We start from the raw sequence: 13,762 nt of genomic DNA, 5'->3' as shown, positions 1-13,762 counted from the left end.
CCCTGTTTGCATTCGGTTGTACCGCTTGCCCGCCTTTTCACGCCTTGGGGCCGGGCTTGGCACGATACTGGCCTCTGTGACGATGCGTGTGCCGTTCGGGGATTGTCATGCGCGCATCGAGGCCCTATCCGAGAGACCTGGCATGAGTTTCTTCAAAAAAATGTCGCGCCGCACGCTCGTGCAGGCGCTGATCGCCCTGCCTGCCCTGTCCTTGTTCCGCAAGCTGCCTGAAGCCGACGCGGCCCGTGCCGGTCCTTCAAGGTCCGATCCATCACCGGACGACCCGAATGAGATCGTCGAGGTCAATGGCTGGATCCTGAAGCGGAGCGACCTGGCATGATCTTCGACAGCTATGAGGCGTATCGCGCCGCCAACTTCAAACCCAAGGTCTGCATCCTCGGTTCGGGTCCGGCCGGCACCACCATTGCCCGCAAGCTGGGCGCCGCCGGCATCCCGGTCGTGGTGCTGGAGGCCGGCTCGCGGGAGTTCAGCGACGAGTCGCAGGATTTCTACCGCGGCACCACGGTCGGCGATTTCTATTTCGACCTCGACATCACCCGGCTGCGATATATGGGCGGCAGCTCCAACCATTGGGCCGGCTGGTGCCGCGTGCTCGACAAGCAGGATTTCGAGCCGAAGGCCTGGGCACCCGACACAGGCTGGCCGATCCGCCGCGCCGATATCGAGCCCTATCTGCCCGAGGTGCACGATATCCTCGAACTTCCCGATTTCCGGCCCGATGTGCCGATCTCGGACGACATTCGCTGGGTGCAGCTGATCAAGAGCCCGGCGGTGCGCTTCGCCGAGAAATTCGCCGACGAACTGGACAAGAGCCGCAACATCGCCGTGGTGCTCAGCACCTATGCCACCGAGCTTGCCGGCGACGGCAAACGCGTGACCAGCGCCAAGCTATGGTCCAACGGCCAGGAGGCCGGCGCCTTCAGCGCCGACTATTTCATCGTTTGCACCGGCGGGCTGGAGAATTCGCGGCTGCTTCTGTGGTCGAACCAGCGCTCCAACGGCGGCGTCGTCCCGAACGCCACGGCACTTGGCCGCTACTGGATGGAGCACCCGACCTTCGAGGGCGGCAATGCCATCCTGGCCGACTATGGCGAGTTCGAGGTCGATGCCGTCAACGAGGCCTTCTTCTCGCCGACGCTTGCCGCGATGGAGCGCCTGCGGATCATGAATTTCGGCATCAGGCTGATCGAGACGCCCTATGCCGGCGTCAAGCATGTGATTGCGGATCTCGCCTGCACGGCGCCCGACATGGCCGAATGGGTTGCCTATCAGCTCAGCCAGAACCTGCGCTGCGCGGCCCAGCTCTACGTCGCCTGGGAACAGGCGCCGCTGGCCTCCAACCAGATCGAGCTGTCCAAGACCGATGTCGACCATGCCGGCGTGCCGCGCATCGCGCTGAACTGGAAGAAATCGGAGCTCGAGCGCCGCACGCTTGTCGAAGGCCTGAAGCTGTTCGGCACGACGCTCATCGAAAAGGATCTCGGGCGCGTCCGTCTCATGGACTGGATTGCCAATGGCGAGGATTATCCGACCGACGAGGAGACCGCTGGCCACCATCATATGGGCGGCACGCGCATGGGCACCGACATCACCAGAAGTGTTGTGGACGCCAACTGCAAGGTGCACGGCATGGAGAACCTCTATGTCGGCGGCTCCTCGGTGTTCTGCACATCCGGTCAAGCCAACCCGACGACGACGATCACCGCGCTGGCCTGCCGGCTGGGCGATCATCTGAGCAAGGTGGTCGCTGTCTAAACGGCTGGGGTCTTCCGCGCCCGCGACCGGCGCGGAAATCCAGTCAGACCGACGGTTTTTCGAGCGGCGTCAGGTCGGCACGGTAACGCGTCATGGCGCGGTTCGTGCGTGCGCCCAAGCGGACGAAGAACGGCAACATGAGGTCACGCAGGAACAGAGCGACGCGGCCTTTCACCTGTTTTTGCGCGCCGATCCGCCGGCTGACCTTGACGATGTGCTCGACGCGGTCCTGACGCAGCGCCTGAAAGGCGGCGAAGGCCTGCGCCGGCAATGGTGTCGCATCCAGGCACGCGGCCAGCACCACGGCGTCCTCGATGGCCATCGACGCGCCCTGCCCGGAATGCGGCGCGACGGCATGCGCGGCATCGCCCAGCACGACCACCCGGCCGGTGTGCCGTTTTGGTAGATGCAGCATGTCGAACACGGGGTAGGCGCGCGGGATTTGCGTGACGGTGTCGACGATCTGGCGGATCGTCCGGGGATCGCCGGCATGCAACTGGCGAACGGTTGCCGCCAGATGCAAGGGATCGGGTCTCGCCAGGGCAGCATCCTCGTCCAGCGGGAAGGACGAGAACCACAACACCGGTCCGTCATGCGGTTTCATGTAGCCGAAGAAGGCTTTCCTGCCGAACACCATATGCATCAGGCCGTCGGTGGACTCGACAAAGGGCAGTTCCGCCACGCCGCCGACGCCGGTCAGTCCAGTATAGACCGGATCCGGGGAGGCCGGAAAACAGACGCGACGGACGCGCGACCAGACGCCATCGCAGCCCGCGAGCCAGGCGGCATCGACGGTGACGCCATTGCCGAAGGCAAGGCGCACACAATCAGGCTGGTCTTCGATTTCGGCGAGCGCATGGCCAAAACGGATGTCGGCGCCAAGCGCCAGCGCCTCATCCAGCAGCGCGCCGAGCAGGTCCGAGCGCCGCAACGTGACGCTTTCGGCGCCGGCCTCGCGCATCGATAGCTGCTCGTCAAGATGGATGAGCCGGCGCCCGGCGGCGTTCATGATCTCGAAGCCAAGGGTGCGAATGCCCAGCGCGCTTACCCGCTCGGCGAGCCCAAGCGCACGCAGCGCGTTGATGCCGTTGGGGGCCAGAGTGAGGAAGGCGCCTTCGCTCAACGCTTCGCGCGACCGCGCCTCGAACAGGCGGACGGCAAGCCCCTGCCGCCGAAGCATGACGGCAAGGGCCAGCCCGGCAACACCGGCGCCAATGATGGCAACCGGCAATGCCGAGGGGGTGGTGACGGCCATGGTCATAGGCCGTGGATGGCGATGCGCACCAGCACCGCCGCGGCGGCCAGCGCCACGAGCAGGATGCCGAGGCCGATGGGGGAACCCCAGCCATACCATTCCATCGCCAGCTTGGCGTATTTGAATTCATCCTCGTGGGAGAGAGGGGTACGTTGTTGAATCAAGCTCATTTTTTCACTCCTTGTCGGCGGCCGGCTCTTGCCTTGCCGGTGCTACGGCCGCATATTGCTGCGATAGTCTAAATGTTAGACGGATTGATAGTTAGATGGTCGAAATAAATTCGTCAAGCAGGTTTCGCGACGAAATCGCGGCCGCGATCGGCCTTGCCGTGATGCAATGGCAGGACGCGACGCAGGCCTATGACGAGGCGGTGGGGGCGAGGCTCGGGCTGAACATGGCCGAGCGCCATTGCATCGGACTGCTCCATGGCGGCCCGCAATCGGCCGGCGCGATCGCGACCGCGACCGGGCTGACGCCGGCCGCCGTGACGGCGCTGATCGACCGGCTCGAGGCACGCGGGCTGCTGACGCGCACGCGCAGCCTTGAGGACAGGCGCAAGGTGGTGATCGAAGCGACCGAGGCGACGCGGGACCTGTCGGCGCGCTATTACGGCGCCATCGCCAAGGAGGGAGAGAAGGTGATCGCCACCTTCAGCGACGCCGAACTCGCGACCATATCACGGTTCGTCAACGCCGCGCTCGACCTGCAGCGCGCCCAGCTTGCGCGGCTGAAAGCCGAGGGGTCGGACACCTCAGGGCGATAGGGGCGCATTTTTTGTTCGCGGCGTTACCGCAGTGTCGGCGGGGAACGCGACTATTTCGGCTGGACCCCATAGACGGCCAGAAATGCCTCCACCGAGGCATCCGCGTGCCGTTCCAGTTCGGCTTTGGAGCGCCGGTTGCTTCCCGTGAACATGGCTTCATTCATGGGGATCCAAAGAAGCATTCCAAAAAGATGGCTGGCTGCCAGATAGGGATCGCTGGTCTGTATCAGTCCTCGATCGGTGAGCTTTTGAAAGCAGGACGCCGTCGAGGCAAGCATGCGCTCAAAACCTTTTTCGTACCAAGCGCGGCCAAGCTGCGGCATTCGATCCGCGTTGGCGATGATCAAGCGCCGCAGCTTCAACAACTCTTCGTCCATGAGAACCGCTATCAGACGTCGGGCAAGCTGCTGCAGGCCGCCTTCCATGAATTTCGCCTCGGAAAGCAGCGTCGTCACGGACTCGATAATATCGTTGACCTGGCCAGCGGTTGACAGAACGACTTCGCCGAACAGCGTCTCCTTGTCGGTGAAATGCTTGTAGACGGTCTGCTTGGAGGCCCCCGCTTTGGTAGCGATTTCCTCCATGCTGGTCCCGTCATAACCCTTGCTGATGAACGCCGCCGTGGCCGCCTGGATGATCTCGCGATCCTTGCGTTCCGATCTGGTCTCACCGTCGATTTTCAAGGCGCTCTCCTGACCAGTACTAGACGGTACCGTTCCCGCATGGTAGCCATGAAACGGTACTGGACTGACTAGTACCTGTCAACGAAGGCAAGGCTTAGACCGATGACCAAGATGATATTCATAAATCTGCCGGTGCGCGATCTGCAGGCGGCGACCAACTTCTATCTCGCGATCGGCGGCACGCTCAATCCGCAGTTCTCGAACGACCAGGCCAGCTCGATCATGTTCTCCGACTCGATCGGGGTGATGCTGCTGACGCACCAGCACTACGGCCAGTTCACGACGCGCCAGATCGGCGACGCCAGGCGCGACAGCCAGATGCTGATCGCGCTCACCGCCGGCAGCAAGGACGAGGTCAATGCCACGATCGAGAAGGGCGTGGCGGCCGGTGGCCGCGCCGATCCCAACCCCGCGCAGGACCTCGGCTTCATGTTCAACCGCCACATCGAAGACCCCGACGGCAACGTCTGGGAATTCCTGTGGATGAACCCCGCCGCCATGCAATAGCCCAGCGGGATCAAAGCGTCCAAAGCGCGTCGCGTTGAAACGGATTCATGCGACGCGCTTTGTGTTTTAGACCGTCGCCGGGTCGAGCGCCTTCTGGTCCTTGTGGCGCGCGACAATCGCCTCGAAATCGGCGGTCTGGAAGGCATCGCGCAAGGCGTCGAAGGACGGCAGCACGAAATAGGCGCGCTGGAACTTGTCGATCTCGTAGCCGGTGCGCATCACCATTTCCAAGTCGAAAGGCACATGGTGGGCGTCCTTGCCCTCGACGGCGAATTGCAGTTCGGTAAAGGACGACATCAGGCCGGCGCCAAAAGCCTTCAGCGGCTGGCCGGCCTCCTGCATCAGGCCGTATTCGGCCGTGTACCAGTAGAGCCGGGTGATCATCTCGTCGCCGCCGAGCGCGATGATGTCGCCGGCCTTCTTGCCGTACATCTGCATGAAGTCGGCGAAGACCGGCTGCGACAGCACCGGCACGTGGCCGAAGAAATCATGGAACATGTCCGGCTCGACGATGTAGTCGAGTTCCTGCCTGGTGCGCAGCCAGTTGGTGACCGGGAAGCGGCGGTTGGCGAGATGGTCGAAGAAGGGGGCGGCGGGAATAAGACCCGGCACGGCGACGATCTCCCAGCCGGTCAGCTTGCGCAGCTTGGCGCTGACGTCCTCGAAATCGGGAATGCGGTTGAGCAGGCCAAGTTTTTCAACACCGTCGAGATAGGAATGATGGGCGAGCTTGCGCGTCAGCTTCGTCTGGCGATCGCACAGAGTGCGCCACACCGCCTGTTCCTCGTCGCTGTAGTCATAACCCTGGGCCACGGTGAAATCGGCACGGCAGACCGAATAGTCGCCGCGCAACCCCTGCGCCGCGCAATCGCGGGCATATTCGGCAACACTCATCGTCGTCATGGTTTTTCTCCTCGCAAATCGGCAATTGCAGACGTGTCCGTAGCGTAACCGGATTTGGTGAGGCAATTCGGTTTTGATGATGGCTCATCAGCGATGTTCGGGATAACATTCACTCACAATGCGCATCAGAGGAGTGAAAATGCCTCAATTCGATGATTTCGAGATCAAGATGCTCGATGTGCTGCAACGCGACGGGCGCAAGCCCGTCTCTGAACTGGCGCAAGAGATCGGCCTGTCGACGACGCCATGCGCGCGGCGCTTCGAGGCGCTGCAGGATGCAGGCGTCATCAAGGGTTTTGCCGCGGTGATCAGCCGCCGCGCGGTCGGCCTGACAGTCGAGGTGTTCATTCAGGTGCGCCTAGTCAGCCACAGCGACGGCTCGCCGGAAAAGTTCATTGCCGCGGTGCAGCGCATGGACGAGGTGTCTTCGTGCTGGACGATGACCGGCGACCACGACTTCCTGCTGCATGTGATGGTGCCTTCGGTCGACGAGCTGAACGCCTTCGTCATGCACCGGCTGATGCGGCTCGACGGCGTGCGCGACGTCCACACACAGCTGGTGCTGCAAAACATCAAGGGACCCGGCCACGTGCCGCTCGCGCATCTCAGGAAGTAGCGCCATCTCCAGCGCTCCTGCGGAAAAGCTGCACGCAAACTGCTGAAACGGGCCAATTGGGCGGCTAGATCGCCGGCCAGCATATGCGGACCAACTGCCTAAGAGGTCCGCCATGAAAATCGTCCTGATCAATCCACCGCACACAGCCATCGGCAGCCGGGTGCCGGACGATCATTTGCCGCCGCTTGGCCTGCTGGCGATCGGCGGCCCGCTGATCGATGCCGGCCATGATTTGCGGCTCGTCGATGCCGAACTCGGGCCGATGCCGCTCGAAAAGGTGGTGCGCGACGCCCTGGACTGCTTTCCGGACTTCGTCCTGATCGGCCATTCCGGCTCGACCTCGGCGCACCCGACCGCCTTGCTGATCGCCAAAATGATCAAGCAGCGCGAGCCGGCGACGATCGTCATCTATGGCGGCGTCTTCCCGACCTACCACTGGCGCGACATATTGGCGGCGACCGACGTCTTCGACTTCATCGTGCGCGGCGAGGGCGAAGCGACCGTCGTGGCGCTGGTCGAGGCGCTGGAAATGCACCAGCCGCCGGCGAGCGTCGCCGGCATCGCCTTCCGTGACGATCTGCGCCGTCCCTTTGCCACGCAGGGCGCCATGACCATCGCCGATCTCGACGCTTACCGCGTCGGCTGGGAGCTGATCGACCACGGCCGATATAGTTACTGGGGCGGCAAGCGCGCCGTGGTGATGCAGTTTTCGCGCGGCTGTCCGCATCTGTGCAACTATTGCGGCCAGCGCGGTTTCTGGACCCGATGGCGGCACCGCGATCCCGTAAAATTCGCCAAGGAGATCGCCTGGCTGCACCGCGAGCACGGCGTCAAACTGATCAACCTCGCCGACGAGAACCCGACCGTTTCGAAGAAGGCGTGGCGCGCCTTTCTCGACGCGCTGATCGCCGAGAACGTGCCGGTGCTGATAGTCGGCTCGACCCGCGCCGACGACATCGTGCGCGACGCCGACATCCTGCATCTCTACCGCAAGGCCGGTGTCATCCGCTGGCTGCTCGGCATGGAGAACACCGACGAGCAGACGCTGCAATTGATCCGCAAGGGCGGCAGCACCTCATCCGACCGCGAGGCGATAAGGCTGCTGCGAAAGCACGGCATATTGTCGATGGCGACCTGGGTGGCCGGCTTCGAGGATGAGGGGTTTCGCGACCTGTGGCGCGGCTTTCGCCAGCTCATCGCCTATGACCCCGACCAGATCCAGGCGCTCTATGTAACGCCGCATCGCTGGACGCCGTTCTTCCGCATCGCGCGCGACCGCAAGGTGATCCAGAAGGATGCCCGGCTGTGGGACTACAAGCACCAGGTGCTGCAGATGACGCGGCTGAAGCCGTGGATGCTGTTCTTCAGCGTCAAGCTCATCGAGCTCGCCGTGCAATCGCGGCCGAAGGCGCTGGCGCGCATCCTGTTCCACCCCGATCCCGAGCAACGGCATTCGATGCGCTGGTACACCAAGATGGGCCGCCGGGTCTGGTTTCGCGAGGTCTGGGGTTTCCTGGCCCGTGATGGCAGGGTGAAGGACGGTCCGACGCTTGCCGAATTCTGGGGCGCGCCGCAGGACGCGGAGGAGGAATCGATGATCGTCGCGCGACAGCCGCGCAAGCCGGAGCTTTCCGCCTCCACAAATAGCGGGCTGCCGGCCAGAAGATTAGCCGGCTGAGGCCGACTAAGGCACGATCAGCGTGCCGGCGCCGTGTTCGGTGAAGAGTTCGAGCAGCACCGCATGCGGCGTCTTGCCGTTGAGGATGACCACGCCTTCGACGCCGCGCTCGATCGCCTCGATGCAGGTCTCGACCTTGGGGATCATACCGCCCGAGACCGTGCCGTCCTTGATCAGCGCCCTGGCCTCGGCGACGGTCAATTCGTCGATCAGCTTCTTGTTCTTGTCGAGTACGCCCGGCACGTCGGTAAGGAACAAAAGGCGCGAGGCCTTGCAGGCGCCGGCAATGGCGCCGGCGAAAGTGTCGGCGTTGATGTTGTAGGTGTGGCCGTCGCGGCCCGGCGCCACCGGCGCCAGCACCGGGATCATTTCGGAGCGGGCCAGGAGGTCGAGCAGCGTGCGGTCGACCTCGACCGGCTCGCCGACGAAGCCGAGATCGAGCACGCGCTCGATGTTGGAATCGGGGTCGATCATGGTCTTGCGCGCCTTTTCGGCGAACACCATGTTGCCGTCCTTGCCGCAGAGGCCGATCGCCCATTCGCCTTCGGCGTTGATGAGCGCAACGATCTCCTTGTTGATCGAGCCGGCCAGCACCATCTCGACGATCTCGACCGTCTTCTGGTCGGTGACGCGCAGGCCGCCCTCAAACTTGGATTCGATGCCCATCTTGGTCAGCATGGCGCCGATCTGCGGCCCGCCGCCGTGAACGACGATCGGGTTGACGCCGGACTGCTTCAGCAACGCGATGTCGCGGGCGAAGGCCTTGCCGAGCTCGATATCGCCCATGGCGTGGCCGCCATATTTCACCACGACGGTCTTGTGTTCGTAGCGCTGCATGTAGGGCAAAGCGCGCGACAGCAGGGCGGCCTGCATTTCGGCGGTGGCGGCGATGTCCGTCATCGGGCGGTTCCCTGGCTTTTTGGTTTATGCATGTCGTTGCTCCAAAACCGCCGGGCACTTTTGGGCGACATGCATCAGGTAAAGACGGCGGCGTCTTAGCGGGATTTGGCCCGGGGGGCAAATGGCATTGCTGTCATATTCGCCGCGTTCACGGCCTCGTCATCATGACGGCACCATCAGCGGCGCCCGCCGTTTCAGCCAACCCGAAAGCTTCTCCATCTGCGCGGCGAAGGACAAAAGCGTCTCCTCGTCGCCCGGGCGCCCGGCGGCCTGGATGCCGAGCGGCAGGCCGGCCTCGGTGACATGGACGGGCAGCGCGATCGACGGCTGGCCGCTGACATTGTGGATTGCCGGCCAGTGCGTGAACAAAAGGCTCTTGTCCATCAGCTGGCCGAACAAGGGTTTCAGCTTGAGCAAAGACGTCAGGTGAAGCTTGTCGAGAAGGTTTTCGACCAGCTCATCGGTGCCTTTCGGGTCCATGGCGCCGCAGGCGAGCGGCGGGTGCGCGATAACAGGCATCAGCACAGCGTCATATTGCGCGGTTTCCTCGATCATCCGGCGCGAGGCGGCATGTAGCCGCTGCAGGCCGGCATAGATTTCGCCGGCCGAGACCATTTCGCCCAACCGGCCGAGCACCCGCGTGGCGCGCTCGACGTCGCCGGTGACGGGACGGCCGACGCGCAGCGCTTCGGCCCGCAGCGTGCCGGCGACGGCGGAAGCAACCGTCCTGCAGAAGTCGGCCATGAAATCGCGGCCGATGAAGGGCAGGTCGATTTCCACGGTGGTGTGGCCGCCCTCGCGCGCAAGCGCCACAGCCGTGTCGAGCGCTTTCATCGTCTCGGCCGAGATCGGCAGGCCAAGCGGCGACTTGCGGTAGACGGCCAGGCTGAGCTTGCCGGGATCTCGCGCGGCGGCGGCGGCGAACGTGCCCTTCGGCTGAAGTGCCGCATAGGGCGACAGGGAGTCGGGACCGTGGGTGAGGTCGAGCAGCAGCGCGCTATCGCGCACCGAGCGGGTGACGGCATGATCGACCACCATGCCGTACCAGCTTTCGCTGACCAGCGGCGTCAGCGGGATTCGACCCCGCGAGGTCTTGAGGCCGACCAGGCCCGTGCAGGCGGAAGGCACGCGGATCGAGCCGCCGCCATCGGAGGCATGCGCCACCGGCACCACGCCGGCAGCGACGAGGGCCGCCGCGCCACCCGATGAGCCGCCGCTGGTGTGGCCGGTGTTCCAGGGATTGCGGGTGATGCCGAAGGCCTTGGATTCGGTCATCAGCCGCAACCCGTGCTCCGGCGAAGTCGAAGTGACGATCGGGATCAGCCCGGCGGCAAGGTAGCGGTCGGTCATCAGCGAATTGACGTCGGGCACCGAGGCCGGAATGCGGCTGCCGCCATGCGAGGGCACACCCTTGATGGCGATGCCGAGGTCCTTGATGGCAAAGGGCACGCCGGCCAGCGGCAGCGAGCGGTCCATGGTTTTCGCCCGCGCCCGCGCGGCCTCGTAGAGCGGCTCGGCCGTGGCATTGATTTCAGGCCTTGAGGCCTCGGCGCGCGCGATCGCCGCTTCGGTCAACTCGATCGCCGACAGTTCGCCCTTGCGCACCAGACCGGCGAGGCCGGTGGCGTCTTCTTGCCACAGAATGCGTTCGACCGACATCGGCGCCTCCCCGTTCCCGCCAAGCTAGCCAGCGGCTGATCCCTTGGCAATCGAAGCCTGCGCCAGAACGCCGGACTTTAGGTGCACGGAATATTTCCAGCGTTGCAAATACAACGCAATCGCCTAACTTGGCGCACATGACGCCGCAGGACATCACCAAGCTGATCGTCCGGACTTCGATGAAGGATCGGGCAGCGTTCGATCTGCTCTACCGGCAGACCAGCGCGAAACTTTTCGGCGTGTGCCTTCGTGTATTGAACGACCGAGGAGATGCTGAAGAAGCGCTGCAGGAAGTCTTCGTGAAGATATGGACGAAGGCGGATCGTTTTGCCGTCTCCGATCTGAGCCCGATCTCCTGGCTGGTGGCAATCGCCCGCAACCACGCGATCGATCGCGTCAGGGCACGGCGCAAGCCTGCCGCCGATATCGATGCCGCGCTCGAGGTGGCCGATCCGGCACCGGGACCTGAAGCGATGGTGGTGGCGGGCGACGAATCCGTACGCATCCATCATTGTCTCGAGGAGCTGGAGAAGGACCGGGCGGCGGCCGTCCGGGGCGCTTATCTCAAGGGCGAAAGCTATGCCGAACTGGCGGAGCGCCACGGCGTGCCGCTGAACACGATGCGTACCTGGCTGCGCCGCAGCCTGATGAAACTGAGAGAATGTCTGGAAAGATGACACTGGCAGAGGACAACGGACCGGAACGTGGAGGCGACGAGCTGTTCGCCGCCGAATACGTTCTCGGCGTTCTGCCGGCAGAAGAGCGGCAGATCGCGTCCAGGCGCGTCGACACCGACACCGATTTCGCGCGGCTCGTCGATGGCTGGGAGGTTCGCCTGTCGCCGCTGGCATCAGCCTATGCCGAGGTCGAGCCGCCGGCTTCGGTGAAGGCGGCTGTCGACCGCCGGCTGTTTGCATCGACCGCCGCCACTCCGGCCGAGGCCCGTGCCGGCCTGTGGTCCAGCCTCGCCTTCTGGCGCGGCCTTGCCGTCGCTGCTGTTGCAGCGCTGGCTCTCTATATCGCCGTGCCCTATGTCAATCGGCCGGCCGAACAGCCGCAGGCGCGGCTTGTCGCCTCGCTGGCGGCCGACGGCAGCGATGTAAAATATCTCGCCGTCTATGATTCCGAGCGGCATGACGTCAGCCTTTCGCACGTTTCCGGCACGCTTGCTTCCGGCAAGGACTTCGAACTTTGGATGATCGAAGGCAAGAACGCACCGGTCTCGATGGGCGTCATCCCGGCCGGCGCGACCGCGCATATCGGGGTCTCGCCCGCCACGCAGCAGAAGCTGGCGCAGGGCGCGGTGCTGGCCGTCAGCCTGGAACCGGCCGGCGGCTCGCCGACGGGACAACCGACCGGACCGGTGGTTGCCGCTGGCGACCTGAAGGGCATCTGACCTGCTGCATCTCGCAGCGAATCCGTTTCCGCAATTTCCCAAATATATCTTATGTAACACCTGCCTAAAATAGGTGTGCGTGCCGGTAAGAAGGTGCGCCATAAAATCTCTTTGCCCGAGCGAAAAATTCAAAAATCCAAAAATATTCTGAAACTCGCGCGTTTGTGTTGCGTATCTCCTCGCGTCCCCAAAAATGGGAAGAGAAAACCGAGGAGTTTGAACATCATGCGTAGATACGCCACCCTTTTGCTTGCCGGTGCGATCGCTGTTTCCGCGCTTGCCACCGCCGCCTATGCCGAAAACCCAATGGTCGGCGGCGCCGCCATGTATGCCCAGAAGAACATCGTCGAGAACGCCGTCAATTCGAAGGACCACACCACGCTGGTCGCCGCCGTCAAGGCGGCCGGCCTGGTCGACACGCTGCAGGGCGCCGGTCCGTTCACCGTCTTCGCGCCGACCAACGAGGCCTTCGCGGCACTGCCGGCCGGCACGGTCGACACACTGCTCAAGCCCGAGAACAAGGACAAGCTGACGAAGGTCCTGACCTGCCATGTCATCGGCGCCAAGGCGATGGCGGCGGATGTGGCCTCGATGGCCAAGGCCGACGGCGGCACGCACAAGGTCAAGACGGTCGGCGGCTGCGAGCTTTCCCTGAAGGCCGAGGGCGGCAAGGTCACCGTTACCGACGAGAACGGCAATGTCGCCAATGTGACGATCGCCGATGTCGAGCAGTCCAACGGTGTCATCCACGTCATCGACAAGGTTCTTTTGCCGAAGATGTAACAAGGGGCCAGCCGCGGACGAACCTGCGGCAAGAGCTCTCCGCCGATTGCGTCGTCCCGCTCCCCTGATCCGCAATCGACACGCACGCTCCGCGCCGCCCACAGCCAACTGTGGAACGGCGCGGAGTGTCGTTTGGGGGCAACCGTCACCGGCTTTTGATTTTGGCGTGGCGGTATAGTTTGGCAAAAGGAACAACCGGAGGAATGGTCATGAACCGTCGCGACTTTCTTTTGAGCGGTGCCGCCGCCCTTGGCGTCGTCGGGGCCGCCGCAACCATGCTGCGCATGGGCGCTCCGCAGCCCGCGCTGGCGGCCGAAAAATTCGAGATCACCAAGACGGATGACGAGTGGAAAGCCATCCTGTCGCCTGCCGCCTTCGACGTGCTGCGCAAGCAAGGCACGGAATATCCGGGCACCAGCCCGCTGCTCAACGAGCACCGCAAGGGTATCTTCGCCTGTGCCGGCTGCGACCTGCCGGTCTACCCCTCTGAGACGAAATTCGATTCCGGCACCGGCTGGCCGAGCTTCTGGCAGGAGATCGCCAACGGCATCGGCAAGACCGAGGACAGGTCGCTCGGCATGACCCGCACCGAGGTGCATTGCCGCCGCTGCGGCGGCCATCTCGGCCACGTCTTCGACGACGGTCCGGCGCCGACCGGCCTGCGCCACTGCATCAACGGCGTGGCGCTGACCTTCAAGCCGGCCACGGCCTGACGAAATTCGACCGGAAACGAAAAACTCCGGGTCTTGCGGCCCGGAGTTTTTTGCGCGGTCAGAGCTTTTCGGGCGTGGACTGGAGGAGCTTCCCGAAACCGCTGCCCACGTCTGTGTTTCTGTCTTGACG

General features: G+C 63.8%; 16 protein-coding genes. 10 read left to right on the top strand and 6 right to left on the bottom strand.

Going from position 1 to position 13,762, the window contains the following annotated elements; translation table 11 throughout:
• Positions 1-142 precede the first annotated feature (142 nt).
• Positions 143-340 (top strand): hypothetical protein, encoded by a 198-nt coding sequence (locus ACLGL5_RS07520; protein WP_027047606.1) that lies wholly within the window; start codon positions 143-145, stop codon positions 338-340.
• A complete protein-coding gene (locus tag ACLGL5_RS07515) occupies positions 337-1,776 on the top strand; it encodes a GMC oxidoreductase (RefSeq protein ID WP_069090684.1) in 1,440 nt (479 codons plus the stop codon). The genes ACLGL5_RS07520 and ACLGL5_RS07515 overlap by 4 nt, the downstream gene beginning before the upstream one ends.
• 43 nt (positions 1,777-1,819) lie before the next feature.
• Here ACLGL5_RS07515 and ACLGL5_RS07510 read toward each other — a convergent pair whose 3' ends face one another.
• Positions 1,820-3,031: an FAD-dependent oxidoreductase gene (locus ACLGL5_RS07510; RefSeq protein WP_069093236.1), complete on the bottom strand. Its 1,212-nt coding sequence runs from the start codon at positions 3,029-3,031 to the stop codon at positions 1,820-1,822.
• 2 nt (positions 3,032-3,033) lie between these two features.
• Positions 3,034-3,201 carry a hypothetical protein gene (locus ACLGL5_RS07505; RefSeq protein WP_171903235.1) on the bottom strand — a complete coding sequence of 56 codons (168 nt, stop codon included), beginning with the start codon at positions 3,199-3,201 and terminating at the stop codon, positions 3,034-3,036.
• A 95-nt stretch (positions 3,202-3,296) separates the two neighbouring features.
• On the opposite strand from ACLGL5_RS07505, the gene ACLGL5_RS07500 reads away from it, so the two are divergent.
• Positions 3,297-3,794, top strand: a complete 498-nt coding sequence (locus tag ACLGL5_RS07500) for a MarR family winged helix-turn-helix transcriptional regulator (RefSeq protein WP_069090683.1) — start codon at positions 3,297-3,299, stop codon at positions 3,792-3,794.
• A gap of 50 nt (positions 3,795-3,844) precedes the next feature.
• Here the strand turns inward: ACLGL5_RS07500 and ACLGL5_RS07495 are convergent, their stop codons facing one another.
• The gene (locus ACLGL5_RS07495) at positions 3,845-4,477 is read right to left on the bottom strand and encodes a TetR/AcrR family transcriptional regulator (protein WP_069090682.1); all 633 of its coding nucleotides are present in this window, start codon (positions 4,475-4,477) and stop codon (positions 3,845-3,847) included.
• Positions 4,478-4,579: 102 nt separating this feature from the next.
• Here ACLGL5_RS07495 and ACLGL5_RS07490 point away from each other — a divergent pair, with 102 nt between their 5' ends.
• A complete protein-coding gene (locus ACLGL5_RS07490) occupies positions 4,580-4,984 on the top strand; it encodes a VOC family protein (RefSeq protein WP_038651191.1) in 405 nt (134 codons plus the stop codon).
• Between the two features lie 66 nt (positions 4,985-5,050).
• On the opposite strand, the gene phhA is transcribed toward ACLGL5_RS07490, so the two are convergent.
• On the bottom strand, positions 5,051-5,887 hold the full coding sequence (phhA, locus tag ACLGL5_RS07485; protein ID WP_069090681.1) for a phenylalanine 4-monooxygenase: 837 nt from the start codon (positions 5,885-5,887) through the stop codon (positions 5,051-5,053).
• Between the two features lie 139 nt (positions 5,888-6,026).
• Here phhA and ACLGL5_RS07480 point away from each other — a divergent pair, with 139 nt between their 5' ends.
• Both ACLGL5_RS07480 and bchE read left to right on the top strand, forming a co-directional pair.
• A complete protein-coding gene (locus tag ACLGL5_RS07480; RefSeq protein WP_019862445.1) occupies positions 6,027-6,503 on the top strand; it encodes an Lrp/AsnC family transcriptional regulator in 477 nt (158 codons plus the stop codon).
• Positions 6,504-6,615: 112 nt separating this feature from the next.
• Positions 6,616-8,181 carry a magnesium-protoporphyrin IX monomethyl ester anaerobic oxidative cyclase gene (gene bchE / locus ACLGL5_RS07475; RefSeq protein ID WP_038651186.1) on the top strand — a complete coding sequence of 522 codons (1,566 nt, stop codon included), beginning with the start codon at positions 6,616-6,618 and terminating at the stop codon, positions 8,179-8,181.
• A gap of 6 nt (positions 8,182-8,187) precedes the next feature.
• Here bchE and argB read toward each other — a convergent pair whose 3' ends face one another.
• Both argB and ACLGL5_RS07465 read right to left on the bottom strand, forming a co-directional pair.
• Complete coding sequence (gene argB / locus ACLGL5_RS07470) at positions 8,188-9,081, bottom strand: acetylglutamate kinase (protein ID WP_038651183.1); 894 nt, start codon at positions 9,079-9,081, stop codon at positions 8,188-8,190.
• 162 nt (positions 9,082-9,243) lie between these two features.
• The gene (locus ACLGL5_RS07465; RefSeq protein ID WP_069090680.1) at positions 9,244-10,740 is read right to left on the bottom strand and encodes an amidase; all 1,497 of its coding nucleotides are present in this window, start codon (positions 10,738-10,740) and stop codon (positions 9,244-9,246) included.
• A gap of 137 nt (positions 10,741-10,877) precedes the next feature.
• Here ACLGL5_RS07465 and ACLGL5_RS07460 point away from each other — a divergent pair, with 137 nt between their 5' ends.
• The 4 genes from ACLGL5_RS07460 to msrB all read left to right on the top strand — a co-directional run bounded on the left by ACLGL5_RS07460 (position 10,878) and on the right by msrB (position 13,632).
• On the top strand, positions 10,878-11,417 hold the full coding sequence (locus ACLGL5_RS07460) for a sigma-70 family RNA polymerase sigma factor (protein WP_019862441.1): 540 nt from the start codon (positions 10,878-10,880) through the stop codon (positions 11,415-11,417).
• Entirely contained in the window at positions 11,414-12,136 is a 723-nt protein-coding gene (locus tag ACLGL5_RS07455) for an anti-sigma factor (RefSeq protein WP_027047605.1), read from the top strand. Before ACLGL5_RS07460 ends, ACLGL5_RS07455 begins: the two co-directional genes overlap by 4 nt.
• A 225-nt stretch (positions 12,137-12,361) precedes the next feature.
• Positions 12,362-12,919, top strand: coding sequence for a fasciclin domain-containing protein (locus tag ACLGL5_RS07450; protein WP_069093235.1), 558 nt, complete (start codon positions 12,362-12,364; stop codon positions 12,917-12,919).
• 209 nt (positions 12,920-13,128) lie between these two features.
• Entirely contained in the window at positions 13,129-13,632 is a 504-nt protein-coding gene (gene msrB, locus ACLGL5_RS07445) for a peptide-methionine (R)-S-oxide reductase MsrB (RefSeq protein ID WP_019862438.1), read from the top strand.
• Positions 13,633-13,762: the final 130 nt, after the last annotated feature.

The sequence above is a fragment of the Mesorhizobium sp. U510 genome (genome assembly GCF_059180695.1).
Note: the sequence above shows the minus strand (reverse complement) of the source record. Positions and strands in the feature narration are given on the sequence as shown.

Coding starts and splice junctions, on each gene's coding strand:
- ACLGL5_RS07520 (WP_027047606.1), top strand. CDS start 143: ATGAGTTTCTTCAAAAAAATGTCGCGCCGCACGCTCGTGCAGGCGCTG.
- ACLGL5_RS07515 (WP_069090684.1), top strand. CDS start 337: ATGATCTTCGACAGCTATGAGGCGTATCGCGCCGCCAACTTCAAACCC.
- ACLGL5_RS07510 (WP_069093236.1), bottom strand. CDS start 3,031: ATGGCCGTCACCACCCCCTCGGCATTGCCGGTTGCCATCATTGGCGCC.
- ACLGL5_RS07505 (WP_171903235.1), bottom strand. CDS start 3,201: ATGAGCTTGATTCAACAACGTACCCCTCTCTCCCACGAGGATGAATTC.
- ACLGL5_RS07500 (WP_069090683.1), top strand. CDS start 3,297: ATGGTCGAAATAAATTCGTCAAGCAGGTTTCGCGACGAAATCGCGGCC.
- ACLGL5_RS07490 (WP_038651191.1), top strand. CDS start 4,580: ATGACCAAGATGATATTCATAAATCTGCCGGTGCGCGATCTGCAGGCG.
- phhA (WP_069090681.1), bottom strand. CDS start 5,887: ATGACGACGATGAGTGTTGCCGAATATGCCCGCGATTGCGCGGCGCAG.
- ACLGL5_RS07480 (WP_019862445.1), top strand. CDS start 6,027: ATGCCTCAATTCGATGATTTCGAGATCAAGATGCTCGATGTGCTGCAA.
- bchE (WP_038651186.1), top strand. CDS start 6,616: ATGAAAATCGTCCTGATCAATCCACCGCACACAGCCATCGGCAGCCGG.
- argB (WP_038651183.1), bottom strand. CDS start 9,081: ATGACGGACATCGCCGCCACCGCCGAAATGCAGGCCGCCCTGCTGTCG.
- ACLGL5_RS07465 (WP_069090680.1), bottom strand. CDS start 10,740: ATGTCGGTCGAACGCATTCTGTGGCAAGAAGACGCCACCGGCCTCGCC.
- ACLGL5_RS07460 (WP_019862441.1), top strand. CDS start 10,878: ATGACGCCGCAGGACATCACCAAGCTGATCGTCCGGACTTCGATGAAG.
- ACLGL5_RS07455 (WP_027047605.1), top strand. CDS start 11,414: ATGACACTGGCAGAGGACAACGGACCGGAACGTGGAGGCGACGAGCTG.
- ACLGL5_RS07450 (WP_069093235.1), top strand. CDS start 12,362: ATGCGTAGATACGCCACCCTTTTGCTTGCCGGTGCGATCGCTGTTTCC.
- msrB (WP_019862438.1), top strand. CDS start 13,129: ATGAACCGTCGCGACTTTCTTTTGAGCGGTGCCGCCGCCCTTGGCGTC.